This is a genomic window from Modestobacter italicus (assembly GCF_000306785.1).
GTDB lineage: Bacteria > Actinomycetota > Actinomycetes > Mycobacteriales > Geodermatophilaceae > Modestobacter > Modestobacter italicus.
The window spans coordinates 4,692,910-4,718,803 of the sequence record NC_017955.1 but is presented as its reverse complement, the minus strand read 5'-3'; the positions used below and the strand labels follow the sequence as shown (position 1 = coordinate 4,718,803).

Annotated in this window: 21 protein-coding genes; 11 read left to right on the top strand and 10 right to left on the bottom strand. The window is 75.1% G+C overall.

Annotated features, from left to right (window positions below; genetic code table 11):
• Window positions 1–3 precede the first annotated feature (3 nt).
• Complete coding sequence (locus tag MODMU_RS22320; RefSeq protein ID WP_014742660.1) at window positions 4–3,144, bottom strand: arabinosyltransferase domain-containing protein; 3,141 nt, start codon at window positions 3,142–3,144, stop codon at window positions 4–6.
• A 141-nt stretch (window positions 3,145–3,285) separates the two neighbouring features.
• Between MODMU_RS22320 and wzm the strand changes: the two genes are divergently transcribed.
• The 3 genes from wzm to glfT1 are packed head-to-tail and all read left to right on the top strand — an operon-like array spanning window position 3,286 to window position 5,875.
• Entirely contained in the window at window positions 3,286–4,119 is an 834-nt protein-coding gene (gene wzm / locus MODMU_RS22315; RefSeq protein ID WP_014742659.1) for a galactan export ABC transporter permease subunit Wzm/RfbD, read from the top strand.
• Between the two features lie 23 nt (window positions 4,120–4,142).
• A complete protein-coding gene (gene wzt, locus MODMU_RS22310; protein ID WP_014742658.1) occupies window positions 4,143–4,958 on the top strand; it encodes a galactan export ABC transporter ATP-binding subunit Wzt/RfbE in 816 nt (271 codons plus the stop codon).
• Window positions 4,955–5,875 (top strand): galactofuranosyltransferase GlfT1, encoded by a 921-nt coding sequence (glfT1, locus tag MODMU_RS22305; RefSeq protein ID WP_014742657.1) that lies wholly within the window; start codon window positions 4,955–4,957, stop codon window positions 5,873–5,875. Before wzt ends, glfT1 begins: the two co-directional genes overlap by 4 nt.
• Window positions 5,876–5,887: 12 nt before the next feature.
• Here the strand turns inward: glfT1 and MODMU_RS22300 are convergent, their stop codons facing one another.
• The 3 genes from MODMU_RS22300 to MODMU_RS22290 all read right to left on the bottom strand — a co-directional run bounded on the left by MODMU_RS22300 (window position 5,888) and on the right by MODMU_RS22290 (window position 11,122).
• Entirely contained in the window at window positions 5,888–7,807 is a 1,920-nt protein-coding gene (locus MODMU_RS22300; RefSeq protein ID WP_014742656.1) for a glycosyltransferase, read from the bottom strand.
• 19 nt (window positions 7,808–7,826) lie between these two features.
• Window positions 7,827–9,014 carry a UDP-galactopyranose mutase gene (glf, locus tag MODMU_RS22295; RefSeq protein ID WP_014742655.1) on the bottom strand — a complete coding sequence of 396 codons (1,188 nt, stop codon included), beginning with the start codon at window positions 9,012–9,014 and terminating at the stop codon, window positions 7,827–7,829.
• Between the two features lie 131 nt (window positions 9,015–9,145).
• The gene (locus MODMU_RS22290) at window positions 9,146–11,122 is read right to left on the bottom strand and encodes an arabinofuranosyltransferase (RefSeq protein ID WP_014742654.1); all 1,977 of its coding nucleotides are present in this window, start codon (window positions 11,120–11,122) and stop codon (window positions 9,146–9,148) included.
• A 140-nt stretch (window positions 11,123–11,262) separates the two neighbouring features.
• Between MODMU_RS22290 and MODMU_RS22285 the strand changes: the two genes are divergently transcribed.
• From MODMU_RS22285 to MODMU_RS22270, 4 genes are all read left to right on the top strand, one after another.
• Complete coding sequence (locus MODMU_RS22285; protein ID WP_014742653.1) at window positions 11,263–12,168, top strand: glycosyltransferase family 2 protein; 906 nt, start codon at window positions 11,263–11,265, stop codon at window positions 12,166–12,168.
• Window positions 12,169–12,181: 13 nt separating this feature from the next.
• Window positions 12,182–13,282, top strand: a complete 1,101-nt coding sequence (locus MODMU_RS22280; protein ID WP_014742652.1) for a mannose-1-phosphate guanylyltransferase — start codon at window positions 12,182–12,184, stop codon at window positions 13,280–13,282.
• A gap of 112 nt (window positions 13,283–13,394) precedes the next feature.
• Window positions 13,395–14,165: an SDR family NAD(P)-dependent oxidoreductase gene (locus MODMU_RS22275; RefSeq protein ID WP_014742651.1), complete on the top strand. Its 771-nt coding sequence runs from the start codon at window positions 13,395–13,397 to the stop codon at window positions 14,163–14,165.
• 10 nt (window positions 14,166–14,175) lie between these two features.
• Complete coding sequence (locus tag MODMU_RS22270) at window positions 14,176–15,123, top strand: DNA-3-methyladenine glycosylase family protein (protein WP_014742650.1); 948 nt, start codon at window positions 14,176–14,178, stop codon at window positions 15,121–15,123.
• 73 nt (window positions 15,124–15,196) lie between these two features.
• Here MODMU_RS22270 and MODMU_RS22265 read toward each other — a convergent pair whose 3' ends face one another.
• Both MODMU_RS22265 and rfbA read right to left on the bottom strand, forming a co-directional pair.
• Window positions 15,197–16,963, bottom strand: coding sequence for an arabinofuranosyltransferase AftB family protein (locus tag MODMU_RS22265; protein ID WP_051144061.1), 1,767 nt, complete (start codon window positions 16,961–16,963; stop codon window positions 15,197–15,199).
• A 235-nt stretch (window positions 16,964–17,198) separates the two neighbouring features.
• Window positions 17,199–18,062 carry a glucose-1-phosphate thymidylyltransferase RfbA gene (rfbA, locus tag MODMU_RS22260; RefSeq protein ID WP_041797459.1) on the bottom strand — a complete coding sequence of 288 codons (864 nt, stop codon included), beginning with the start codon at window positions 18,060–18,062 and terminating at the stop codon, window positions 17,199–17,201.
• 122 nt (window positions 18,063–18,184) lie between these two features.
• On the opposite strand from rfbA, the gene rfbB reads away from it, so the two are divergent.
• Window positions 18,185–19,180: a dTDP-glucose 4,6-dehydratase gene (gene rfbB / locus MODMU_RS22255; protein ID WP_014742647.1), complete on the top strand. Its 996-nt coding sequence runs from the start codon at window positions 18,185–18,187 to the stop codon at window positions 19,178–19,180.
• The gene (rfbD, locus tag MODMU_RS22250) at window positions 19,177–20,055 is read left to right on the top strand and encodes a dTDP-4-dehydrorhamnose reductase (protein WP_014742646.1); all 879 of its coding nucleotides are present in this window, start codon (window positions 19,177–19,179) and stop codon (window positions 20,053–20,055) included. The genes rfbB and rfbD overlap by 4 nt, the downstream gene beginning before the upstream one ends.
• A gap of 60 nt (window positions 20,056–20,115) precedes the next feature.
• Here the strand turns inward: rfbD and MODMU_RS22245 are convergent, their stop codons facing one another.
• From MODMU_RS22245 to cofD, 3 genes are read right to left on the bottom strand one after another with little or no spacing between them, the layout of a single operon-like run.
• Window positions 20,116–20,718: a dTDP-4-dehydrorhamnose 3,5-epimerase family protein gene (locus tag MODMU_RS22245; RefSeq protein WP_014742645.1), complete on the bottom strand. Its 603-nt coding sequence runs from the start codon at window positions 20,716–20,718 to the stop codon at window positions 20,116–20,118.
• Window positions 20,719–20,763: 45 nt separating this feature from the next.
• Window positions 20,764–21,831, bottom strand: a complete 1,068-nt coding sequence (locus MODMU_RS22240; RefSeq protein ID WP_014742644.1) for a coenzyme F420-0:L-glutamate ligase — start codon at window positions 21,829–21,831, stop codon at window positions 20,764–20,766.
• Entirely contained in the window at window positions 21,824–22,774 is a 951-nt protein-coding gene (gene cofD, locus MODMU_RS22235; protein ID WP_014742643.1) for a 2-phospho-L-lactate transferase, read from the bottom strand. The genes MODMU_RS22240 and cofD overlap by 8 nt, the downstream gene beginning before the upstream one ends.
• A gap of 298 nt (window positions 22,775–23,072) precedes the next feature.
• On the opposite strand from cofD, the gene MODMU_RS22230 reads away from it, so the two are divergent.
• Both MODMU_RS22230 and MODMU_RS22225 read left to right on the top strand, forming a co-directional pair.
• Window positions 23,073–23,420: a WhiB family transcriptional regulator gene (locus MODMU_RS22230; RefSeq protein WP_041797454.1), complete on the top strand. Its 348-nt coding sequence runs from the start codon at window positions 23,073–23,075 to the stop codon at window positions 23,418–23,420.
• Between the two features lie 130 nt (window positions 23,421–23,550).
• The gene (locus MODMU_RS22225) at window positions 23,551–24,405 is read left to right on the top strand and encodes a GNAT family N-acetyltransferase (protein WP_014742641.1); all 855 of its coding nucleotides are present in this window, start codon (window positions 23,551–23,553) and stop codon (window positions 24,403–24,405) included.
• On the opposite strand, the gene MODMU_RS22220 is transcribed toward MODMU_RS22225, so the two are convergent.
• A complete protein-coding gene (locus tag MODMU_RS22220) occupies window positions 24,406–25,851 on the bottom strand; it encodes a hypothetical protein (protein ID WP_014742640.1) in 1,446 nt (481 codons plus the stop codon).
• Window positions 25,852–25,894 lie beyond the last annotated feature (43 nt).

Sequence of the window (25,894 nt, the reverse complement as noted above, 5' to 3'; positions counted from 1 at the left end):
GGCTCAGGTCGCCCAGCCGGACACCGACCGCTCGGTGACCTCGGTCCGCGGCTGCTCGAGCGCCTCCCGGGGGGTCCACCGGAAGAGGCTCACCGGCCGGTCCATCGGCCGGGCCGTCTGGTAGACGGGCACCTCGTCCTGGTCGACGAGGCTGTACGCGGCCGTGTACGGGCCGCCGACGAAGCCGGCCACGATGATGTCGCCCGCGTCGCTGGGCAGCGCCGGGGCGATCCGCCAGCCCGGCACGTCGGTCAGGCCGGCCGACTGCACGGAGAGCGCCTGGCAGGGGAACACGAAGGCCACCGGCCAGTCCACCAGCGCCGGCGTCGCCGGGTCCAGGACGTCCTGGAACGGGACGGTCACCGGGACCCGCGGCCGGGACACCGAGACCGGCACGTCGGTGTCGGCCCCGCCGTCGGTGACGACCAGCCGGACGACCTGCGCACCGGCGGGCGCCCGGGCCGGGTCCACGCGCGAGTCGCGGGCGGCCGGGGCGTCACCGGCCTCGGGCACGCCGACCGCGCCGATGGCGATGACCTCGTCGGCGGAGACCCGGCCGAACTCGGCGACCACGTTGGTCCCGGTGCCGCGGTCCCCGGTCACGGTGACGACCAGCGGGGAGCCCCCGGCCTCCAGCGGCCCGGGCAGGGCGAACCACTCGGTGGTCAGCCGCGCCGGCCCGGTGCCCGCGTCGTCCCGGTGGCCGGTGGCCGACCAGCCGGGCAGCTCCTGGCCGGCCATCCGCAGCGCCGGGCCCACCGGGTCCGCGCCGCCGGAGTCGGCGAAGCCGTCGGAGACCGGGCCGTTGTCGGGTGCGCTGCGGGCGGGGGACGGCTCGAGCAGCCCCGCGGTCGGGTCCGGCTCGGCGGTGAGGTCCTCGGCCAGACCGCAGGGCCGGCCCTCGACGGTGTGCACGGCGTCGGACGCCAGCGAGTAGGTGTCGCGCAGTGCCAGGCTGGACTTGGCGAAGCTGCCCGCCTGCAGGACCACCGTGAGCAGCACCAGCCCCATGGCGACCAGGCCGGGGGAGGGCAGCCACCGGGCACCCGGCAGCCGGACCTCCGACGCGCCGCGGGAGCGGGCGAGCACCACCAGCGCCGCCCCGACGACGGCGACCAGCCCCGACGCGACGATGAAGACGGTGTCGAACTGGACGCCGAACAGCTGCGGCGGGATGTCGTTCCACGGGATGGCCGCGTTGGACAGCCAGTTCCACTGGTTCCAGCCGGCGTAGGACTGCGCGGCGACCAGCAGCACGGCGGCCAGGCCGGCGGTGGCCGCGGTCAGCGCCGAGGCGCTGACCCAGCCGCTGCGCCGCTCGTCGGCGGGCTGCCGGTTCGTCGCGTACAGGTGGACGGCGACGACGACCAGCGCCGTCCCGGTGCCGGCGAAGGCGCCGAAGTGCATCGTCCACTTCGTGGGCGTGAAGAGCAGCACGACCAGCGACAGGGCCGAGGTGGTGACCAGCCGGTCGGTGACGTCCCGGGCCGGCCGGGGCAACCGGGTGCGCCGCAGCACGATCCCCAGCGCGGCCAGCAGGCCCAGCAGGACCGGCACCCGGCGGGCGAGCGCGCCCTGACCGCTGTCCGCCTTGAGCAGCAGGTACCAGCGCTCGGGCTCCTGCGACCAGGGGATCGAGCCGGGCAGGTCGGCGCGGATGGCGTTGGCCAGCCGGATCGCCGCCAGGCTCTGGTCGCTGAACATCAGCAACACGGTCGTCGCGGCGGCGGCCACGGCCACCGCGACGAGGGGGAGCAGACCGACGTCGGACCGGCGCCGGGCCAGCCGGAGCACCGGCACCGCGGCGGCCACCGGCGGGAGGAACGCCACCGCCCCGGTGGGCGTGACCGCCAGCGTGGCGGCGGCCACGACCAGCGCGAGGGCGATCGGCAGCAGGCGCTGGCGGGCCAGCCCGCGCTCGACCAGCACCACCACGGAGACCAGGCCGGCGGCCACCCACGGCTCGGGCCGCAGACCCAGGTTGATCGGCAGCCACCAGGCGGCGAAGACCAGCGCGGCGGCGAGGTGGAACAGCGGCTGCCGGGCGAACCCGCCGAGCCGGGGGAGCAGCCCGCGGCTGAGCACGAACCAGGTGAGCACGCCCAGCAGCGAGGAGGGCACCCGCATCCAGACGGTCGCCTCGCTGACCTTCGACCAGACGTTCATCAGCTCGTAGAACCAGCCGAACGGCGCCTCGGGGGCGTTGAACCAGCGGTACACGTCGCCGACGTAGCCGTTGGCGTCCCGGCTGCGGATGATGCCGGCGATGTAGCCGTCGTCGGGGCTGAGCGGCCCGATCACGGTCCACACGGCGAGCCCGACGACCACGACCGCGTCCACCAGCCACCGGAGGGGTCCGGCGGCCCGGGTCGCCGGCCGGCCGCCCGCGTCCGCGGCGAGCGCCGAGCTGCCGGACGCGGCCGCGGTCGCCGTCTCCCGGCCGGGGTCCTCCCCGGTGCCGGTGGTGGCGGGGACCGCAGCCGCGCGCCGGTCGCCGCGGGCCAGCAGCACCAGTGCCGCGGCCAGCGACAGGAGCGCGAGGACGGCCAGCACGATCTTCAGCAGCGAGGCGCTGGTCTGGAACACGGTGTCGGCGGTGACGTCGACGGCCAGCCCGTCGGCGCTGTCACCGGCGGTGAAGACGCCGGCCACGGCCGGGCGCAGGTCGCCGGGGCGCTCGTCGACCACCTCGCCGTCGCGGCGGAGCACGGTCCCGGCGGCGTCGGAGTCGAGGTCCCACCGGCAGTCGCCGGACGCGGGCACCTGCTGGACCGCCAGGTCGCTGCGGTCGGTGGTGACCAGGAGGTCGCCCCCGGCGTCGACGCTGACCCGCAGGCCGGCCAGCTCCTCGCGGCCGGGCGCCGGGTCCAGCGAGGTCGTCGAGATCAGCACCTCGCCCGGCGCCGCGTCGCGGGCGGCCGCGCAGCTGACCGAGGCGTGCACCTCGGCGGGCTGCAGCAGCATCACCGGGACGGCGACCGGGCTCGCGTCGCCCGGGGCCGCCGGCCAGCTGTAGACCGCGTGCGGCCGGTGCACCGGGGCGAGCACGAAGGCGAGGGAGCAGAGCAGGGAGACCAGTGCGCAAGCGAGCAGCGGCCAGCGCTGTGCACCCGTCCCGGTGGGGGCGGGGTGGGGCGTGGGCATGCGGCGAGACTATCCGCGGGCTGCCGGCCGGCCGGTGCGTCAGCGAGGCGCTGCTGCCAGCCTGGCACCGCTGGTCGCACACGCCCCGGGGGACCCAGGGCGCGACGGCCCACCGGTGCCGCGGCGGTAACCTCCACGGACATGGCCACCACAGAGACGTCCCGCGGCGCCTGGACGTCCGCCCGCGCCGACCTCGTCGGAGGGTGGCGGCAGCGGGAGCTGTGGGGGCACCTCGGCTGGCAGGACATCCGCCAGCGCTACCGGCGGTCGGTGCTGGGCCCGATCTGGATCACCATCAGCATGGCCGTCACCGCGGTCGCGCTCGGGGTCCTCTACGCCGGCCTGTTCGGCAACCCGCTGGACAAGCAGCTGCCCTACATCCTCGTCGGGTTCATCGTCTGGGCGTTCATCTCCGGCTGCATCCTCGAGGGCGCCGACGTCTTCATCGCCAACGAGGGGCTGATCAAGCACCTGCCGGCGCCGGTCTCGGTGCACGTCTACCGGCTGGTGTGGCGGCAGACGCTGCTGTTCGCGCACAACCTCATCGTCTACGTGGTGATGTTGTTCATCTTCCCGCAGACGCTGCACTGGTCGAGCCTGATGGCCTTCCCCGCCTTCGTCCTGCTGGCGGTCAACGGGGCCTGGGTGGCGCTGCTGTTCGGGATGGCCAGCGCGCGCTTCCGCGACCTGAACCCGATCATCGGCAGCCTGGTGCAGCTCACCTTCTTCCTCACCCCGGTCGTCTGGATCTACGACGACCTGCTCAACAGCCCCAACCCGACCACCGCAGAGCGGGCCCGGATCGCCGAGATCAACCCGTTCCTGCACTTCATCGAGATCATCCGCCGGCCCATGCTCGGCGAGTCGCTGGTCTGGCGCAGCTGGGTCGTCGTGCTCGCCATCACCGTCGTCGGTTGGGCCGTCACCCTGTGGGCACTGCGCCGCTACCGGTCGCGCGTCTCCTACTGGGTCTGACGGCGAGAGAGAGGCTGCATCCCGTGGTCCGCATCGAGACCAACCACGCCAGCGTCGAGTTCCCCATCTTCGACGCCAAGACGAGGTCGCTGAAGAAGGCCGTGCTCGGCATGGTCGGCGGCAACATCGCCTCCGACCAGCGCAAGGTGCCCGTCATCGAGGCGCTGCACGACATCGACATCCGCATCGAGGAGGGCGACCGGGTCGCCCTGGTCGGGCACAACGGCGCGGGCAAGTCCACGCTGCTACGGCTGCTGTCGGGCATCTACGAGCCGACCCGCGGGTCGGCGCTCATCGAGGGCCGGGTGGCTCCGGTCTTCGACCTCGGCGTCGGCATGGACCCGGAGATCTCCGGCTACGAGAACATCATGATCCGCGGGCTCTTCCTCGGCATGAACCGCAAGCAGATGGAGTCCCGGGTCGACGAGATCGCCGAGTTCACCGAGCTCGGCGACTTCCTCGCCATGCCGCTGCGCACCTACTCCACCGGCATGCGGGTGCGCCTGGCGCTGGGCGTGGTCACCAGCATCGACCCGGAGATCCTGCTCTTCGACGAGGGCATCGGGGCGGTCGACGCCGCCTTCCTGGACAAGGCGCGGGACCGGCTCTCCGAGCTGGTGCAGCGGGCCGGGCTGCTGGTGTTCGCCTCGCACTCCGACGAGTTCCTCAAGCAGCTGTGCACCTCGGCGATCTGGATGGAGCACGGCCGGGTCAAGCAGACCGGCGAGCTGCGCGAGGTGCTCACCGCCTACAAGGGCCACGACCCGTTCCCGAACGACCCGCCGGTGACCGCGCCCGCCGCCCCGTGGCCGGCACCGCTCCCGTCGGTCCGCTCGTGACCGGGACGCTGGCCGGGGTCCCGGTCGGGGCCGACGGGCATCGCGTGGTGGCGGTCGTGGTGACCCGCGCCCGCCCCGCGCTGCTCACCGAGAGCCTGGCCGCGCTGGCCGCCCAGACCCGGCCTGTCGACCACGTGCTGGTCGTCGACAACGGCCCGGACGCCGAGACCGCCGACGTGGTCGCCGCCTCCGGGCTGCCGGTCACCTACCTGCCCTCCGAGCGGAACCTCGGCGGGGCCGGCGGCTTCGCCCTGGGCATGCTGACCGCGCTGAGCGCGGGCGCGGACTGGGTCTGGTGCGCCGACGACGACGGCCGGCCCGCCGGGGACGACGTGCTGGCCACCCTGCTGGCCTGCGCCCGGGACCGCGGCCTGGCCGAGGTGAGCCCGGCGGTGGTGGACAAGGCCGACCCCACGCTGCTGGCGTTCCCGCTGCGGCGGGGGCTGCGCTGGCGCCGGTCGCTGCAGGAGTTCGCCGACGTCGACTTCCTGCCCGGCTACGCGTCGCTGTTCAACGGCGCGCTGTTCCGGGCCGACGCCCTCGACGTGGTGGGGGTGCCGGACTACCGGCTGTTCCTGCGCGGCGACGAGACCGAGGTGCACCGCCGGCTGGTGCGCTCCGGGCTGCCGTTCGGCACCTGCCTGCAGGCGGCCTACGTGCACCCCGAGGGGACGCAGGAGTTCCTGCCCATCGCCGGCGGCCGGCTCTCCGCGCAGTACCCGCCGGACGAGGCAAAGCGGTTCTACACCTACCGCAACCGCGGCTACCTGATGAGCCAGCCGGGCATGCGCTGGCTGTTCCCGCTCGAACTCGTCCGCTTCACCTGGTTCTTCCTCGGCCGACGCGACGTGCGCGGGCTGCGGACCTGGCTGGGACTGGTCCGCCAGGGCCGTCAGGAGCGGTTCACCCGCCCCTGACGGCCCCGCCGGTCACTGCGTGAAGGCCTTCTGCCAGTTCTCCGCCGAGGTGAGCTCGCCGTAGGCGCCCCGGTAGTCGGCGCTGGCCTGCGGGAAGCGCCGGGCGATCTCCAGGTTGAGCCGGACGGCGCTCTTGGCCAGCCGCCAGAAGGTCGCCGGGTTGCGCCGGCGCAGCGTCACGCCTCGGCCGTCGGCGGTGCCCACGGTGGCGCTGTCCAGCCGGGACAGGATGAACCACTGCGCGTCCTGCGAGGGGATCTCCAGCTGCGGCCGGGCCTGCTCCTGCGCCACCGGCCGCAGGTTGTTCCGGATCGCCCGGACCGCGGCGATCGCGATGGCCTTCGTGCCGACCGGCGGCTGGGCCATGCCCTCGGTGACCACCGCGCCCATCTCCGGCTCGGGGATGTCCGACCGCTGGGTGATGACCCGGCCGTCGACGTAGGAGGCCTGCTCGGCGCGCACGCTCGGCAGCGCCTCCTTCAGCGCCGGGAACACCGCCGACGGGCCGGCCAGGAAGTCCTGGTAGGCCCGCACGTGCAGCGCCACGGCCGCGTACTCCAGCCGGAACAGGTGCTTGAGGTCGGCCTTGACCGCGCTGCGCACGATGCCGCCGCCGCGCTTGTGCGGGCTGTGCAGGGCGGCGACGATCAGCCGGTTGCGGGCGAAGAAGTACGCCTGCCAGTCGGTGACGTCGTCCTTGTCGGTCCAGGCCAGGTGCCAGATCGCCGCACCCGGCAGGGTCACCGTGCGGTACCCGGCGGCACCGGCCCGCAGGCCATACTCGCCGTCGTCCCACTTGATGAACAGCGGCAGGGGCAGCCCCACCTGCTCGGCCACCTCGCGCGGGATCAGGCACATCCACCAGGCGTTGTAGTCGACGTCGACCCGGCGGTGCAGGGCCGGGGTCTCCCGCAGCGAGTGGTGCGCGAAGTCGTGCTGCACGACGGCGTGCGCGGCCGGGCGGTACAGGAACGAGTACCGGTCGACGACCTCGCCCATGGTGTGCAGCACCGAGCGGTCCTGCATCGCCAGCATCTGCCCGCCGACCAGCATCGGCGCGTCGGTGAAGCGGCTCAGCGCCAGCGCCCGGTGCAGGCTGTCCGCCTCGAGCTGCACGTCGTCGTCCAGGAAGAGCACGTGGGTGGCGTCGGTGTTCTCCAGCGCCTCGTGCATGGCCCGGGCGAAGCCGCCGCTGCCGCCCATGTTGCCCTGCTCGACCAGCCGGAACCGCTCGCCCAGGGAGTCGGCGAGACCGGCGTACCGGGCGTCGTCGCGGACCTTGCGGTTGCCCTGGTCGGCCACCACGACGGCGGCCAGCTCGCCGAGCACGACCGGGTCCTCGGCGATGGTCGCGACCGCGGCGAGGCAGTCGACCGGCCGGTTGTAGGTGCAGATGCCGACGGCCAGCCGGCCGGGCCGCAGCGGCTCGCGGTCGGCGTACCAGCCGGCCTCCTCGATGACGACGTCCTCGTCGGCGGTGAGGTCGAACCAGTACCAGCCGCCGTCGATGAACGGCGCCAGGTCCAGCTCCAGCTCGACGGTGCGCTCGGTGCCGCCGACGGTGGCGCCGGCCGCGTGGATCACGTCGCCGTTGGCCTTGCTGCGGTAGACGTCGATCCGGCAGGCGCCGGACAGGCTCAGCCGCAGGGTCACCGTGGGCAGCGAGGTCCAGCGCCGCCAGTACGCCGCCGGGAAGGCGTTGAAGTACGTCGCGAAGGACACCTCGTCGCCGGCGCTGAGCTCACCGGTCGAGCGGGAGGTCACCCGGACGCGCTCGGAGCGCTCCTCGTCGACGTAGAGGGTGCGGACCTTGCGGGGGTCGGCCGGCCGGGGCATGAGCACCCGCTGCAGCAGGGTGACGGCCTTGCCGGGGACGAGGTCCTCGGGGGCCAGGTCGGCGACCAGGTCGGGGTTGACCGAAGTGCTCGTCATGGTCGGATCAGTCCTCCGGTCAGTCGTCCAGGCGGCCGTCGAGCGACGCGCCCTGGTCGAAGAAGGGGCGGATGCGGTTGTCGAACATGCTCAGCGCCGACCCGATCGCCATGTGCATGTCCAGGTACTTGTACGTGCCGAGCCGGCCACCGAAGAGGACCCGCTTCTCGGCGGCCTCCTTCTTCGCCAGGTCGCGGTAGGTCTCCAGCTTGGCCCGGTCCTCGGGGGTGTTGATCGGGTAGTACGGCTCGTCGCCGCTCTCGGCGAAGCGCGAGTACTCGCGCACCACGACCGTCTTGTCGGTCGGGTAGGCGCGCTCGGGGTGGAAGTGCCGGAACTCGTGCACCCGGGTGTAGGGGACGTCCTCGTCGGCGTAGTTCATCACCGAGGTGCCCTGGAAGTCACCGATCGGCAGGACCTCCTGCTCGAAGTCCAGCGTCCGCCAGCCCAGCTCGCCGGCCTGGTAGTCGAAGTACTTGTCGATCGGCCCGGTGAAGACGGTCGGGACGTCGGCGGGCAGCTCGTCGCGGACGTCGAAGAAGTCCGTGGACAGCCGCACCTCGATGTTCGGGTGCTCGGCCATCTTCGTCAGCCAGGCGGTGTACCCGTTGACGGGCAGGCCCTCGAAGTCGTCGTTGAAGTAGCGGTTGTCGAAGGTGTACCGCACCGGCAGCCGGGCGATGACCTCGGCGGGGAGCTCGGTGGGGTCGGTCTGCCACTGCTTCTTCGTGTACGCGCGGATGAACGCCTCGTACAGCGGGCGACCGATCAGCGAGATCGCCTTCTCCTCGAGGTTGGCCGCCGCCGCGGTGTCGATCTCGCCGGCCTGCTCGGCGACCAGCGCGCGGGCCTCGGCCGGGCTGAAGCTCTTGCCGAAGTACTGGCAGATGGTGCTCAGGTTGATCGGCAGCGAGTAGGTCTGGCCGTCGTAGATGCTGAAGACGCGGTGCTGGTACTTCGTGAACTCGGTGAACTGGTTCACGTACTCCCAGACGCGCTTGTTCGACGTGTGGAAGAGGTGCGCGCCGTAGCGGTGGATCTCGATGCCCGTCTCGGGCTCGGGCTCGGAGTAGGCGTTGCCGCCGATGTGGTCCCGGCGGTCGATGACCAGCACCCGCTTGTCCAGCTGGGTGGCGGCGCGTTCGGCGACCGTGAGGCCGAAGAAGCCCGAGCCGACGACGACGAGGTCAGGGCTGCCTGTAGTCACGCCTGGCGACGATACCGTCGCCAGCGCGCCCGGGCCGTCCCTGTCCGGGCCCCGGCGCCCCGCCCACCCCACCGGTCACACCCGGGGTCTGGCGACCCACCGGCGCGGGCCGGCGGCCCCGGGGACGGCGCTCAGGGGCGCAGCGCGGCGACGGTGCGGTCCCCGACCTGCGTGCTCACGAAGGCGGGGGAGTCGAACAGGTCCGCCGGCAGCCGGACCGACCAGGCCGTCGAGGTCGCGGTGTCCGGGTCCCACGCGGAGGAGGAGAACCGGTAGGTGTCCTGGTCACGACCCAGCACGAAGACCGTGGGCGCCGTCGGGTCCGCGCGCAGCGCGGCCACCACCTGCCTCGGCCGCAGCCCCTCGAGGTCCTCGAGGAACTCCTTGCGCCGGGGGTAGTCGCCCACCGGGTTGGAGTACAGCTCCCACCACTGCAGGTACCCCTGCAGCGGGCTGGTGGCCATCAGCGGGATGTCGTCGGTCAGCACCGGGCCGGTCTCCGGCTGCCCGGCCGCGCGGGCGGTCCGCACCGCCGCGGCGTACAGCTCGTCGGCCGAGGGGTCGCCGGTGTACTGCAGCCGCATGGCCCGGCTGGCCACGGAGGGGTGCGACCCGTCCGGGTAGGCCACGCCCCGGGCGAGGTCCCGCAGGTCGCTGTCGAGCGACATCCACTCCTGCGCGTGCCCGCTCGTCCCGACGAACAGGGCCACGGCGAGCGCAGCGGCCGCCGGTCGCCGCCAGTCCCGGCCCCGGACCCAGCGGGCGGCCCGCGGGAGCGCCTCCACCACGGCGAGCGTCCCGCCGGCGAGCAGCGCCGTGGACAGCACCAGGACCAGCCGGTGGGCGAGCACGCCGCCGCCCAGCTGCCCGATGACCAGCTGGACGACGCTGAGCGCCAGGGCCGCGGCCACCAGGCCCTGGCAGCCGCGCAGCCGGGGGTGCGCCCGCCCGCGCAGGCCCAGCAGCGCCACCGCGCCGACCACCGCCAGGGCGAACCAGGGGGACGCGGTCACGGTGAACAGGTGCACGTAGGACTCGCCCTCGACCCAGGACGTGGCCGCCGAGGGCGGCCGGCCGGCGTCGCCCCACGCCACCACGAAGGGCCCCAGCCAGGGCAGCACCAGCAGCACCGACGTCCCGCCGGCGACCGCCAGCTCGCGCCAGGTCCCGCGGCCACCGCGCACCGCGGCCACCACGAGCACGGCCAGCACCCCCACGGCGGCGTAGAGCAGGTACAGCCAGGCCGCCGCGGCCAGCGCGACGCCGAGCGCCACCCCGCGGCGCCAGCCGCCCCGCCCGCCGGGCGACCCCCACCAGGTCAGCAGCGGCGGCAGCGCCAGGGTCACCACCCAGCTGTAGGGCTCGGACGCGCCGGCGCCCAGCAGCGTGGTGGCGCCGAGCCAGGCCGCGGAGAGGGCGGGCTGGCCGATGATGGTGACCGCGAGCAGCAGGGCGGACAGCCGGGTGCTGCAGGTGCGGCGCCACAGCCAGAAGGCCAGCGCCGCGGCCAGGAACAGGGTGACGACGGCCGTCCACTTGTAGGCCTGCCAGGCCGGGACGCCGCTGGCCGCCGAGGCGGCGCCGACCAGCCAGAACCAGCCGGGGGAGTAGAAGGCCGGGGCGCCGGCGTAGGTGTAGTCGGCCAGGCTGGTCAGGTCGTCGGCGAACCGGGTCGCGTACTCCAGCCGGAAGGACTGGTCCCCGAACGGGCCGGAGAAGAACCAGTCGGTGCCCTGCAGCGAGATGACGGTCAGCGCCGGCAGGAAGCAGGCGGCGACGGCGGCGGCGGTGTGGTGCGCCACGGCGGCGCGCCGGGTGAGCAGCCAGCCGAGCAGGCCGGCGGTGAGCAGCGCGACCAGCGACGCCTGGTACTGCAGGTGCAGCTCGCGGACGTCGGTCAGCACCAGGTGCAGCAGCCACAGCGCGGCGGGCACCAGGACCCAGGGCAGCAGCGCCAGCGCCCCCCGCGTCCGGCGGGGACGCGGGGCGGGTGGGGGCGCGTCGACGTCCTGGGGAGGGACCTCGGCGGGGGCCTCGGCGGGGACCTCGGCGGGGACGTCGGGCGCACCGACGTCCTGCACGTCGGTGGCCCTCGGGTCGGACTCCATCCACGTCCTCATCCACTGGCGGCAGGGCTGCGCGTGCCGTGCTCCCCGGCGGGAGCGCGGCCTTCCGCGAACTGCCATCAAACAGGGGCCGTCGACCGGTCGGCCACGGGCCCGGCTGCAGCGGCCGTTACCTTGGCCCGGTGTCCGCCCTGAACGAGCCGTCGCCGCTGCGGGTGGTCGCCGTGACGTACTCCCCGGGGGAGTCGCTCGACGGCTTCGTCGAGTCGCTGGCCGAGGCCACCACCGCACCGACCGAGGTCGTCCTGGCCGACAACGGCTCCACCGACGGCGCCCCGGAGCGGATCGCGGCGGCGCACCCGCACGTCCGGCTGCTGCGCACCGGCGGCAACGTCGGCTACGGCGCGGCGGCCAACGCCGGCCTCGCCGACGTCCCGACCGGCTGGGCGCTGGTGGCCAACCCCGACGTCCGGTTCGCCCCGGGGTCGGTCGACGAGCTGCTGGCCGTCGCCGCGAGGTGGCCGCGAGCCGCGACCGTCGGCCCGGCCATCCGCACCCCCGAGGGCGAGCTGTACCCCTCCGCCCGCGACCTGCCGCAGCTGTCCACCGGGATCGGGCACGCCCTGCTCGGCTGGGTGTGGCCGGCCAACCCGTGGACGGCGCGGTACCGCCGCGAGCGGGAGGCCCCGCGGGAGCGGCCGGCCGGGTGGCTGTCGGGGTCCTGCTTCCTGGTCGACCTGGCGGCGTTCCACTCCGTCGGTGGCTTCGACCCCGGCTACTTCATGTACTTCGAGGACGTCGACCTCGCCGCGCGGCTGGGCCGGCGCGGCTGGCTGAACGTCTACGCGCCGTCGGCGGTCGTCGTCCACGAGGGCGGGCACGCGACCCGCCGCGAACCGCACCGGATGCAGCGGGTCCACCACACCAGCGCGCTGCGCTACCTGTCCGCGGAGCACCCCGGGCGGGTGAACGTGCCGCTCCGGACGGTGCTGAGGCTGGGCCTGGGGGCCCGGTTGCTGGTCTCCTGGGTCAGCGGCCGGGTGGCCGCCGGGGCGCGCTTCCAGCGCGCCGCCGACGAGTTGGACTGACGGGGGCGGCACGGTGCAGCACGCGGTGATCATGGCGGGCGGCTCGGGGACACGGCTGTGGCCGCTGTCCCGGTCGGCGCGGCCCAAGCAGCTCCTGGACGTCGTCGCCGACGGGGACGCCGGTGCGCACAGCCTGCTGGCCGAGGCGTTCACCCGGCTGCAGGCGGTGCTGCCGGCCGAGCGCATCTGGGTCTGCACCGCGGCCCGGTACGCCGCGGCGGTGCGGGCCGCGCTGCCCGAGCTGCGCCCGGACCGGCTGGTGCTCGAGCCGGTGGCCCGGGACACCGCCAACGCGGTGGGCCTGGCCGCGGCCCTGGTCGCCGACGTCGACCCCGACGCCGAGCTGGCCGTGGTGAGCGCCGACCACGTCATCCGGCCGGTCGAGCGCTTCGCCGCCGCGCTGCGCACCGCCTACGACGTGCTGGCGGTCCGGCCGACCGCGCTGGTCACCCTCGGGGTCACCCCGACGTCGCCGGCGACCGGGTTCGGCTACGTGCAGAAGGGCGCGCCCACGGAGGTCGCCGGCGCTGCCGAGGCGGCGTCGTTCCGGGAGAAGCCTGACCGGGCGACCGCCGAGGCCTACCTGGCCAGCGGTGAGTACCTGTGGAACTCCGGCATGTTCGTCTGGCGGGCGGCCACCGTGCTGACCGCGCTCGCCGAGCACCTGCCCGAGTCGGCCGCCGGGCTGGACCGGATCGTGGCCGCGCCGGCCGGGCCGGCGCGGGACGCGGTGCTGGCCGAGGTCTTCCCGACGCTGCCGAAGATCAGCGTCGACTACGCGGTGCTCGAGCCCGCGGCCGCCGAGCCCGGCCGGGTGGTCGTGGTCGACCTGGACGTCGACTGGCTGGACGTCGGCTCCTGGCCCGCCCTGGCCCACACGCTGACCACCGACCCGGCGGGCAACGCGACCCGCGGGCTGACCGTGCTGCTGGACAGCTCCGGCAACGTCGTCCTCAGCGACGACCCCGAGCACCTGGTCGCGCTGGTCGGCGTCCGGGACAGCGTCGTCGTGCACACCGCCGACGTCACGATGGTCTGCCCGGTCACCGACGCCGAGCGGGTCAAGCAGTTGCTGGCCGCGGTCGAGGAGCGGTCCGGCCCCCGCTTCAGCTGATCAAGGACCTCCCTGCCCCCCGCCACTCGCAAGCTCGCGGCGGGTCCCTGCAGGGAGGCCGCTCCAGCACGTCAGTCGAAGGAGAACGCCTCCCGCGCGTTACCTTGGCGGCATGAAGGACCTCGACGTCGCCGCTGTCGTCACCGGAGGGGCCTCCGGCCTCGGGGCGGCCACCACCCGCGCGCTCACCGCCGCCGGCGTGGCGGTCACCGTGCTGGACCTCGACGGCGAGCGCGGGCAGGCCCTCGCCGCCGAGCTCGGCGGGCACACCACCTTCGTGCGCACCGACGTCACCGACGAGGGCTCGGTGCAGGCCGCGATCGACGACGCCACCGGCAAGGACCGGCCGCTGCGGATCGCGGTCAACTGCGCCGGCATCGGCTACGCCGCCCGCGTGCTGGGCCGGGACGGGTCGCCGCACGAGCTCGCCGCCTTCACCCGCACCGTCGGCGTGAACTTGATCGGCACCTTCAACGTGCTCCGGCTGGCGGCCGCCGCGATGGCGCGCACCGAGCCCGACGCCGACGGCGAGCGCGGCGTGGTGGTCAACACCGCCTCGATCGCGGCCTACGACGGCCAGATCGGGCAGATCGCCTACGCCGCCTCCAAGGGCGGCATCGTCGGGCTGACCCTGCCGGCCGCGCGGGACCTCTCCTCGGTCGGCGTCCGGGTCTGCACCATCGCCCCCGGCCTGGTCGACACCCCGCTGCTGGCCGGGCTCCCGGAGGAGGCCCGCACCGCGCTCGCCTCGAACATCCCCTTCCCGAAGCGGCTCGGCCGCCCGGAGGACTTCGCCGAGCTGGCGCTGGACATCGTGCGGCACGGCTACCTCAACGGCGAGGTCATCCGGATGGACGGCGCGCTGCGGATGGCCCCGCGGTGATGACGGACTCGTGAGCAGCGCCCTGGCCGCGACGGTGGCGTACGAGGACGTCTGGACGCCGGACTGGGCGCTGGACGTGCGCCGGGTCGTCTCCCGGGACAGGCGCGGCACCGGCGACCCCACGCTGCGCTTCGCCGAGGACGGCGTCTGGCGCACCACGACGACGCCCGACGGACCGGCGACCGTGCGGCTGAGCGGCTCGGTGGCCGCGCTGCGGGTCCAGGCCTGGGGGCCGGGGGCGGAGTGGGCCGGCCGCCGGGTGCCCCGCTGGCTGGGCGCCGAGGACGGCCTGACCGGCTTCGACCCCGCCGCCCACCCGCTGGTGGCCCGGGTGCACCGCGCCACCCCCTGGCTCCGCCTCGGCAGCACCGGCCGGGTGTGGGACGCGCTGGTGCCCGCCGTCCTGGAGCAGAAGGTGACCGGCATCGAGGCGCACCGCACCTGGCGGGAGCTGCTGCGGCTCGCCGGCGACCCGCCACCCGGGCCGGCGCCGGCCGGGATGCGCATGGTGCCCTCGCCCGAGCGGGTGCTCGCGGTGACCGACTGGGAGTGGCACCGCTGCGGCCTCGACGGCGCCCGCCGGCGGGCGCTGCGGGCGGTGGCCTCGGTCGCGTCCCGGCTGGAGGCGGCCGCGCACGGGTCCGACGGCTGCGCGGCCGACTGCGCCGACCTGCGGCGCCGGCTGCAGTCGGTCCCCGGGATCGGGGTGTGGACGGCGGCAGAGGTGGCCCAGCGGGCGATCGGCTGCCCGGACTCGGTGAGCGTGGGCGACTACCACCTGAAGAACCTGGTCGGCTGGTCGCTGGCCGGGCGGAAGACCGACGACGCCGGGATGCTCGAGCTGCTCGACCCGTGGCGGGGCCACCGCCAGCGCGTCGTGCGGCTGCTCGAGGTGGGCGGCAGCATGCCGCCCAAGCGCGGCCCGCGGATGGCGCCCACCGACTACCGCCGCCTCTGACGCACGGACGGCCTGCGCCGCGCCCCGGGTCAGCGAGGGGCGCGGCGCAGGCCGGTGGCCGTGCGGGAGGAGGTCAGCAGAACTGGTCGCGGGCCTCGGTGGGGTCGACCGGGATGCGGAACGAGGTCATCTCCGGTGCGTGCACCACGTTGGAGAAGAAGCGGCCCACGGTGAGCTCGCCGCTGGTCGCCTCGATCAGCTGGGCGGCGTCACCGCAGCTGAGCGCGTCGCGCGAGGCGGCGACCCCGGCGGGGTCGGAGAGGCCGGGGGTGACCTCCTCGGCCAGCTCCGGGGCGCCGTAGCGGGCGAGCAGGTACCAGGCCGGGAAGATCTTCTCGTGGCCCGGGCGTCCGGGCGGCCCGGGGGCGATGTGCGAGGCGATCGGGTCGGTGAGCCCGAACCCGTCGACCACGAAGACCGAGCTGCTCGAGGCCACGCCGTAGAACCCGGCGTTGCCGACGGAGAACACCATCCCGCCCGAGGAGGGCGCGAGGACGGCCATCGGCGTGCTCGGCCGGACCGGCACCACCTGCAGCACGATCTCGTCGCGGCCCTCGAGGGCCGCCCGGTTGACCTGGTCGGTGTAGGCCGACACCCCGGCGCCGCCGTGGTCGGCGAGGGTGATCGGGTTCTTCACACCGGCCAGGGCCGCGTAGAAGCCGCGCTCGTCGGCGAGGCCGCTGTCGGCGACCGAGTCGGGGTAGTCGATGCGGAGGAAGAACACGGAGCTGACCGCCCACACCGCGGCACCGGCGAGCAGCGTCCCGGTGACCGCCGCGTGCCGCCGGGTCACCGGCAGGGCCGCGACCGGGCAGAGGGCGAGGAAGACGCTGGGCATCAGCAGCCGGGCGTGCATGAAGTCCCCGCCGACCCGGACGACGTACAGGGCGTGCACCGCCGCGGCGGCGAGGACCACCACGACCAGGATCCACTCCCGCCGCAGCCACCGGGCCTGGGGGGCGAGCACGGCCAGCAGCCCCAGCGCGAGGAGCGCGGGGACCCACAGCAGGTGCGGTGCGACCAGGTCGGCCAGGTAGACGAAGCCCCGCGACCAGAGCGGCCGGCTGGACTCCTTGGCCACCGCGGTGTTGGGCACCAGCAGGCCGTAGTAGCCCATCCGGAACACCTGGTAGGCGACCGGCAGCAGGCCGGCGAACACCAGGCCGAGCAGCCGCTGCCACCAGCGGCCCGCGCCGACGAGGACCACGAAGAGCAGCAGGATGCCGGAGATGACGGCGAAGTCCGGCCGCACGAGGGGCCCGACGCCGAGCAGGACCAGCAGCCAGACCGGGCGGTGCGCCAGCGGGGTGTCGCGCTGCACCCAGCGGACCAGGCCCCAGAAGCTCAGCGCGATCCAGGAGAACGACAGCCCGGTCTCCAGACCGGAGGTGGTGAAGTCCCAGGTGGGCGGCAGGGCGGCGAAGACGGCGACGCCGAAGGGCACGACCACCCAGGACGGCGCCTTGGCCCACAGCCGGGCGGCGGCGATCGAGGCGACGGTCACCGCGGTGGCGGTCAGGGCGAGGCCGAGCACGACGCTGGTCCACGGCGCGGCGTCGCCGGGCACGATCGCGTCCGCGACGGTGAGCACGGCCAGCCACAGCGGGCTGGTGGCCACCTCGACCCGCTCGCCGGCGTTGAACACCGGCCCGTTGCCGGCCAGCAGCTCGTGGACGACGCGGAAGTTGATGAACGCGTCGTCGGACGTCCAGCGCTTCAGCCAGCCGAGGACGAGCACGGCGAGCGCCACGGCCGCGGTCAGGGCGAGGTGCACACCTCGGCCGCCGCGGGCGGGGGGATGGTCGGAGGCCGTCGAGCCGGCGCGCTCCACGGGCGTCATGGCCGAAGTGCTGGTTGACAAGAGTCCGTCCGTCCTCGTTGGTCTGCCGCGGGGGAGGCGGCCGGTGCCGCCTGCACCGGAGGTCCTCCGAGCGTCCCCCACCGGGGGCCCCGCGGGGAGGACACCGCCTGCCGACCATACGAGGTGGAACGGTCCGCTCCCGGCATCCGGCGTGTCCTGACGGACGGACGGGACGGCTGTGCTGGGTGGTGCGGAGCGGGTGCGGCCGGGGCCGTCAGCCCGCGAGCAGGCCGAGCAGGTAGGCGCCGTAGCCGCTCTTGCCCAGCGGCTCGGCGATGGCGCGCAGGCCGTCGTCGTCGAGCCAGCCGTTGCGCCAGGCGACCTCCTCGATGCAGCCGATCTTCAGGCCCTGGCGTTCCTCGACGACGGAGACGAACTCGGTGGCCTGGCGCAGCGAGGCGAAGGTGCCGGTGTCCAGCCAGGCGGTGCCGCGGTCGAGCACGGTGACGGTGAGCCGGCCGGCGCGCAGGTAGTGCTCGTTGACGGCGGTGATCTCCAGCTCGCCGCGGGCGCTGGGGGTGATGGTGGAGGCGACGTCGACGATGTCGCGGCCGAAGAAGTACAAGCCGGGCACGGCGTAGGAGCTCTTCGGGGTGACCGGCTTCTCCTCGATCGACAGCACCCGGCCGGCGGCGTCGAACTCCACCACGCCGTAGTCGGTGGGGTTGGCCACGTGGTAGGCGAACACGTGGCCGCCCTCGGGCTCGGGCAGGCGGGCCAGCGCGGTGCCCAGCCCGGCGCCGTAGAAGATGTTGTCGCCCAGGACGAGGGCGGCGGCCTGCCCGGCGAGGAAGTCCGCGCCGATCAGGAACGCCTGCGCCAGCCCCTCGGGCTTCGGCTGCACGGCGTACTCGATGCGCATGCCCAGCCGGCTGCCGTCGCCCAGCAGCCGGGCGAAGGAGTCCCGGTCCTCCGGGGTGGTGATGACCAGCACCTCGCGGATCCCGGCCATCATCAGCGTGGACAGCGGGTAGTAGATCATCGGCTTGTCGTAGACCGGCATGAGCTGCTTGCTCACGCCCAGGGTGATCGGCCACAGCCGGCTGCCGGTCCCACCGGCCAGGATGATCCCGCGCACCCGGTGACCGTAGGCGGTGACCGCGGGGGTCCGGCCCGCCGGGGCGGCGCCGCTCACCCCGCGGGATGAGCTCCGCCGTGGCGGTCACCGGTGGGGGCGCGCGCCGGTTAGCGTCTGCGGTCATGCGCGTCCTGGTCACCGGCGGTGCCGGCTTCATCGGTTCGCACTACGTGCGCACCATGCTCACCGGCGGCTACCCCGGTTTCGAGGACGCGCAGGTGACCGTCTTCGACAAGCTCACCTACGCCGGCAACCTCGCCAACCTGGCCCCGGTCGCCGACAACCCCAACTACCGGTTCCTCCAGGGCGACATCTGCTCCGCCGCCGACCTGGACGCCGCCCTGCCCGGGCACGACGTGGTGGTCAACTTCGCCGCCGAGTCCCACGTCGACCGCTCCCTCACCGGCGCCGCCGGGTTCGTGCTCACCAACGTGCTGGGCGCCCAGCAGGTCTTCGACGCAGCCCTCCGCCACCGGGTCCGCCGCGTGGTGCACGTCTCGACCGACGAGGTATACGGCTCCATCGAGCACGGCTCCTGGACCGAGGACCACCTGCTGGAGCCCAACTCGCCCTACTCCGCGGCCAAGGCGGGCAGCGACCTCATCGCCCGCGCCTACGCGAAGACTTACGGGCTGGACATCTCCATCACCCGCTGCTCGAACAACTACGGGCCCTACCACTTCCCGGAGAAGGTGATCCCGCTGTTCGTCACCAACCTCCTCGACGGGCACACCGTGCCGCTCTACGGGGAGGGCGCCAACGTCCGGGACTGGCTGTTCGTCGACGACCACTGCCGCGGCATCCAGCTGGTGCTGGAGCAGGGCGCGGCTGGGGAGTTCTACAACATCGGCGGCGGCCGGGAGCTGTCCAACCGGGAGCTGACCGAGAAGCTGCTGGCCGCCACCGGCCGGGACTGGTCCTCCGTGGACCACATCGTCGACCCCCGCGGCGGCGGCCACGACCTGCGCTACTCCGTGGACTACTCCAAGACCGCCGCGCTGGGCTACGCCCCCCGCATGCCCTTCGAGGACGGCCTGGCACTCACCGTGCAGTGGTACCGGGACAACCGCGCCTGGTGGGAACCGCTCAAGGCCGCCGCCGCCACCGCCCGGGCATGAGCGCGCCCGTCACCTGGCTGGTCACCGGCGCGACCGGGCAGCTGGGAACCGACCTGCAGACGGTCCTGGCCGGGGAGGACGTCACCGCGCTGGGGCGGGACCGGCTGGACCTCACCGACGAGGCGCAGGTCCGCTCCGTCGTCCGGGAGTGGCTCGGCCGGGCGGCCGGGCGCCGTCCGGTGCTGGTCAACGCCGCGGCCTATACCGCGGTCGACGCCGCGGAGACCGACGAGGCGACCGCGGAGCTGGTCAACGGTGCCGCCCCGGGCTGGCTGGCGCAGGAGCTGGCCGGCCGCGGCCGGCTGGTGCACGTCTCGACCGACTACGTCTTCGACGGCACGGCCACCGAGCCCTACGCGGTGGACGACGAGCCGGCGCCGCGCACCGCCTACGGCCGCACCAAGCTCGCCGGTGAGCGGGCCGTGGCCGCCGCCGGTGGGGACGCAGTCGTCGTCCGCACCGCCTGGGTCTACGCGGCGCACGGCAGCAACTTCGTGCGCACCATGCTGCGGCTGGAGGCCGAGCGGGACACCGTGTCGGTGGTCGCCGACCAGACCGGCAGCCCGACGTGGTCGGCCGACCTGGCCCGCGGCCTGGTGCAGGCGGCGATGTCGGACGCCACCGGGCTGCTGCACGCCACCAACAGCGGCGCGACCACCTGGCACGGCCTGGCCCGGGCGGTGTTCGAGCTCTCCGGCGCCGACCCCGCGCGGGTGCTCACCACCACGACCGACGCCTTCCCGCGCCCCGCGCACCGGCCCGCCTACAGCGTGCTGGACCCGGCCAGCTGGACCGCCGCCGGCCTCCCCGCGCTGCCGCCCTGGCAGGAGTCGCTCCGCGCCTGCCTCACCCACCTCGGCGCCCTCCGCCCCTGACCCGCCCCGGCACGCTTTCGCGCGCGAAAGCGCGCCTCTGGCGGCCGGCTCCTTCGGTGGTCAGGCGGTGCGGAGCTCGGTGTAGCGGGCGGTGCACTGCTCCATCGTCGGCAGCAGGCCCTGCTCCCGGGCCTGGGCCAGGGTGGGCGCGGCGAGGTCCTTGGCGGACAGCTCGAACTCCACGTCGGCCGGCCACGGCAGGTCCAGGTCGGGGTCCATCGGGTGCACCCCGAACTCTCGGCCGGGGGAGTACCCGCTCGACACCAGGTAGGTCACCGAGCTGGCGTCGGCCAGCGACACGAACGCGTGCCCCAGCCCCTCGGCCAGGTACACCGCCCGCGGCTGCTCGCTGTCCAGCAGCACGCTGTCGTGCACCCCGAACGTCGGTGACCCCACCCGCACGTCGACCACCACGTCCAGCACCTTCCCCGCCGGGCAGTACACGTACTTGGCCTGCCCCGGCGGCACCAGCGCGAAGTGCACCCCGCGCAGCGCCCCGCGGGCGGAGACGCTGTGGTTGGCCTGCGCCAGGGTCAGCCCGAACCCGGTGGCCTCGGCCAGCACGTCGGCCCGGTACCACTCGGTGAACCGGCCCCGGGCGTCGCCGTGCGGCACCAGGTCCAGCACGTAGGCGTCGGGGACGGCGAGCTCGCGGATCTGCACGCCACGACGCTAACGACCCCGCCCGGGCCGGGGCAGGACGCCCCCTCAGGCGGGGGAGGCGCCCATCCGCAGCCGGCCGACCAGCCCGCTGCCGCCCAGGGTGGCCACCGGCTGCCAGCGGGTCGCCCAGCCCTCGGCGGAGAGCTGGACCAGCGCCGCACCGACGATCGCGCCGACGGCGAGGGCGGCCCGGGGGGTCACCGGCTCGGCGAGGTGGACGTCGATCACGTCGCCGTCGTCGCCGTCCTCCTCGGGTCCGTAGCGGAAGACGACGGGGAACTCGGGCAGCGCGGCCACGGCGACCCGGAACGCGTCGGTGGCCGCGGCCAGGGCGCCGGCCCGGGCGGTGAGCCGGTCGGCCGGCGCGCGGCCGGCGACGACGTCGCGGGTGCCGGCGCTGAACAGGTCGCCCGGGCCCAGCCGGACCAGCGGCCGGGTGCCGGGGTCGGGGTCCGGGGCAGGGAGGGCCAGGCCGCGGACGACCGCCACCGGCAGCCCGGCGAGCTTGCCCTTCACCAGGTCGCCGGCCGCGGCCAGCTCGTCGACCACGGCCACCTGGGTGGTCTCCAGCCGGTTGCCGTGGGCGTCGACGGCGCCGCGGTGGTCGACCAGCGCGGGCAGCCCGGCGGCGCCGATCGCCACGTCGCTGACGCCGTCCCGCCAGGGCCGGCCGAAGGTGTCGCTGACCACGACGCCGACCGTGACGCCGAGCAGTTCGCGGAGCCGGGCGCGGAGCAGCCGGGCGGAGGCGTCGGCGTCCTCGGGCAGCAGGACCAGCGCGTCGCTGGCGACGTTGGAGGCGTCGATGCCGGCGGCGGCCACCACCCAGCCGTGCCGGGTCTCCACGATCCGCAGCGGTCCGCGGCGGGCGACCACGCGGACCGTCTCGGCGTCGATGGCCCGCTGCCGGGCGGCTTCCCGGTCGGTGCCGGGCTCGACCCGGACGAGGGCGCCCTCGACCTTGGCCACGACCTTCGAGGTGACCACCAGCACGTCGCCGTCGGCCAGCCACGGGGCCGCGCCGGCGAGCGCCCCGGCCAGGTCGTCACCGGGGCCGAACTCCGGCAGCCCCGGCACCGGGTGGACCGAGATGCCGGCCGGCGGCTCAGACACCGGCGGCGTCGAGCGCGGCGCGGGCCAGCGCCCGGGTCGCCTCCGGGTCGCTCATCAGCAGCGGGACGGCGCGGACGTCGACCCCGGGCACGGACGCCTGGTCCCCGGTGTGCACCAGCCACGCGTCCAGGACGCCGTCGGCCGACCGGGCGCCGTAGTGCCGGCCGACGCCCTCGGCGCTGACCTCGACCCCGACCACGGGCAGGCAGCGGTCGGCCATGCCGCGCAGCGCCGCGCCCTCGACGATGGGGGAGACCCCGACCACCCGGCCGGCGGCGGCCCGGACGGCGTCCCGGATGCCCGGCACGCCGAGCACGGTGCCGATCGACACGACGGGGTTGGACGGGGCGAACAGCACGGCGTCGGCGGAGGTGAGCGCCTCGACCACGCCGGGGCCCGGGCGGGCGTCGTCCACCCCGACCTGGACGAAGGCCTGCGCGTCGAGGGCGGCGCGGTGCCGCACCCACCACTCCTGGAAGTGGATGGCCTGCGGACGGCCCGTGCCGGGGTCGGTGACGACGACGTGGGTCTCGACCCGCTGGTCGCTCATCGGCAGCAGCCGCACCCCGGGCTGCCAGCGCTCGGCGAGCGCGGCGGTCACGTCGGAGAGCGGGTACCCGGCGTCGAGCATCCGGGTGCGGACCAGGTGGGTGGCGAGGTCGCGGTCGCCGAGCCCGAACCAGGTCGGCTCCGCGCCGTAGGCGGCCAGCTCGTCCTTGACCGTCCAGCTCTCGCCGCGGCGGCCCCAGCCGCGCTCCTCGTCGATCCCGTCACCGAGCGTGTACATGACGGTGTCCAGGTCGGGGCAGATGCGCAGGCCGTGCAGCGTGACGTCGTCGCCGGTGTTGACCACGGCGGTGACCTCGGCTGCAGGGACTGCAGCGAGCACGCCACGGAGGAACCTGGCGCCGCCGACGCCCCCGGCCAGAACGACGATGTGCACGCCACCATGGTGCCTGATCGTCAGATGTGCACTGTGCACCGGATGTGCAGTTGCCGATCTCGCCGAAACACGCCCGGCGACCTCGGCAGATGGTGCTGTGATAGACGGCGTGTCGAGGTCGCCTGTCACCACATCAGTACATGTTGTGACGGGTGGGGCAGATGGGGTCGCTCGTTACACCGACCCGACTTGACCTCGACTCAACGACACGCGTGTAATTCCGACATTGTCATCAGGCGCTGGCAGTCCTGGAACAGCCCGGGGCGGGCACCGTGACGGAGCGAGGGGACGCAACGTGATGGCCGAGGTGTCGTGGTTGAGCGAGTACAAGAGCGCAGCAGCAGGGGCGGCCCCGGCCGCCTACGGGGCGGACGTGCTCGGCAAGGCCGCGACCTTCGACGCCGGCTTCCCGGGCATGGACGCCGACGACCAGGGCTGGCAGGAGCAGGCGCTGTGCGCCGAGACCGACCCCGAGGCGTTCTTCCCCGAGAAGGGCGGCTCGACCCGCGAGGCCAAGAAGATCTGCACCGGCTGCGAGGTGCGCACCGAGTGCCTGGAGTACGCGCTGTCCAACGACGAGCGCTTCGGCATCTGGGGCGGCCTGTCCGAGCGTGAGCGCCGCCGCCTCCGCCGCCGCGCCGTCTGAAGAAGCGCCATCGCGTCACCTGATCCTCTGCTCGTCCCCTCCCTCAGCACGGTCGGCGCAACGAGGCGCCGGCCCGTGAGCGGGCCGACCACCGCGTAGGGCGGCCGCCCGGATGTGGTCGACTGGTCCCGTGTCCACCCGGGTCGTCGACGGTCGGGCCCGCGTGGTCCGCGAGATCCGCGCCGCCGCGCCGCTGATGGCTGACCTGGCCGCCCCCGTCCCCGCCTCCGGGCCGTGGCTGACCGCGGTCCTGAACGTGCAGCCCGCCCGGCCGTTGTCGCCGGTGTTCACCCGCGCGGTGGTGGTCGAGGGGGCAGGTCCCCGCGTCGACGGGCTCGCCCTGCTGTCCTACCGGCGGCGCGGTCCGGCGACGGCGGTCACCCTGCTCGGTGCCGACCCCGGTCCGCTGCCCGGTGGCCGGCCGACCGGCCGGCTGTACGCCCGGGACGACGACGTGGCCGGTCGGCTCGCCGACGGGGTCGCCGACCTCCTCGACGGCCTGCGCGGCCCGTGGACGCTGCAGCTGGCCGGCCTGCCGCTGGGCGACCCCACGCTGCGCCGGCTCGCCGCCGCGCTGCCCGACTCGTCGCTGGCCACCAGCCGCAGCCGCCGGCTGGTCGACGAGCTGGACACCGTCGCCGAGGTGCACCGCACCCGCGACCCCGCCGAGGTCGAGCGCCGGCTGCCCGCCGTGCTGGCCCGGGTCCCCGACCGCCGGCGGACCTTCGTGCGCGCCGCGGCCCGGCTGCACGCGGCGATCGGCCAGCTGGAGGTGGCGTGGGTCGCGGGGCCCCACGGGCCGGCCGCCGTCCTGCTCACGCTGCTGGACCGCCGTCCGACCGGGGAGGACCGGTGGCCGTGGTGGGGGTCGAGCGACGTCGGCGGGCTGCGGCGCGAGCTCGGCTCGCCGACCGTGGCGCTCACCGCCGCAGCCGGCCTGCGCCGGCTCGGCCGGCGCGGCGCCGCCCGCCAGCTGTCCGGCTAGTCAGCCGGGCAGCTGCAGCACGTTGACCCCGCGGTCGGCCGTGGTGGGTGCGCTGTCCGCACCGAGCTGCACCACGCCGGTCGCCGGGACCGGGGCGCCGGCGGCTGCGGCCGGTCCCGCAGCGGAGACCGCCACGGTGAGCTGGTAGGCCCGGCCGGTGTAGGCCGGCGCGCTGCCGTTGGGCCGGGTGTAGGTGGCGAACCGGCCGGTCAGGTCGACCCGGTCGCCGTCCCGGGAGAGCTGCAGGCCGGGGTCGGCGAGGTCGGCGTACTCGGTGAGCGACCGCGCGCACCCCGCGGCGACCGGGTCGGCCGGCGGCTCGGCGGTGAGGCAGTTGAAGGTCGGCAGCCGGACGTGCGCCAGCGACCGGCGTCCGTCGGTGGTGACGCTGACGCTGGGGTAGGTGACGGTCAGCCCGACGGCGCGCGGCTCCAGGACGACCCCCTCGAACGCCACGCTGGCGGCCACCCCGCTCCGGCCCAGCGGCACCGACTCGAACGCCAGGGCGGCCGCGGCGGGATCTGCGGCCGGTGCCGGGGCGCTCGGCGCGGTCGTCCCCGGCGGGGCGGTCGCCGCCGGCCGGGTGGCGCTGACCGGGCGGCCGGGGCCGGCGGGGTCGTCGCCGGAGCGCCCCCCGGTCGCCCCGACCAGGGCCGCGACGCCGACCAGGACCACCACCGACGCGACCGTCGCCACCGTGGCAGCGGGCCGGGTGAGCAGCGCCGTCGCACCGGGTGCCGGGGCCGGTGTCTCGGTCGCCGCGGCCCGCGCCGGCGTGGCACGCGGGGCGGGAGACGCGCCGGGCGGGTGCTCGAGGAACCCGGGCAGGTCGTCGACCGGCGCCGGGGGAGCGGCCGCCGGGGGGGCCGCGCTGCGGCGACCGCCGGTCCCGGCCAGGGCCGCGGCGGCCAGGCCGCACGCCGCGGCGACCAGCAGCGCGACGACCGACCACCGGGGCACGTCGGGGGAGGTCACGGCGCGCGAGGCCATTGCCTCCGCGCCGCGGCCGACGTCGACGAGGTCCTCGTCGCCGCCCGCCGCGACCAGCGTGTCCACCACCGCGTTGGCCGCGGCCGCGGCGGTGGCGCGGTCGGCGAGGGTCACCCGCACCGCGACGGTGGCGCCGTCGACCCGGGTGACCCGGGTGCCCTCGGCCAGGTCGTCCAGCCGGACGTCGGCCAGTGCGGGGGTGCCCTCCCGGGCTGTTCGCAGCGTGGCGGTCGAGCCGGCCAGGGCGGTGTAGCGGTCGGCGAGCAGCAGGGCCGCGTCCGCGCCGGCCTCCGTGCGCGGGGTGACCGTCAGGCTCGCGGTGGCGCTCGCCGTCCGCGGCAGCAGCGCGAGCGCCGCCAGCCCGACCAGCAGGACGGCGGCGCCGACCGCGGCCCCCGTCCACCACCGCCGTCGGCCGGTGCGGCGCCCGGTGGGCGTCTCGTCAGCTGCGCTCATCGGCGTCCAGCATGGCAGTCACCACCCGGTGACCCCCCGGAGC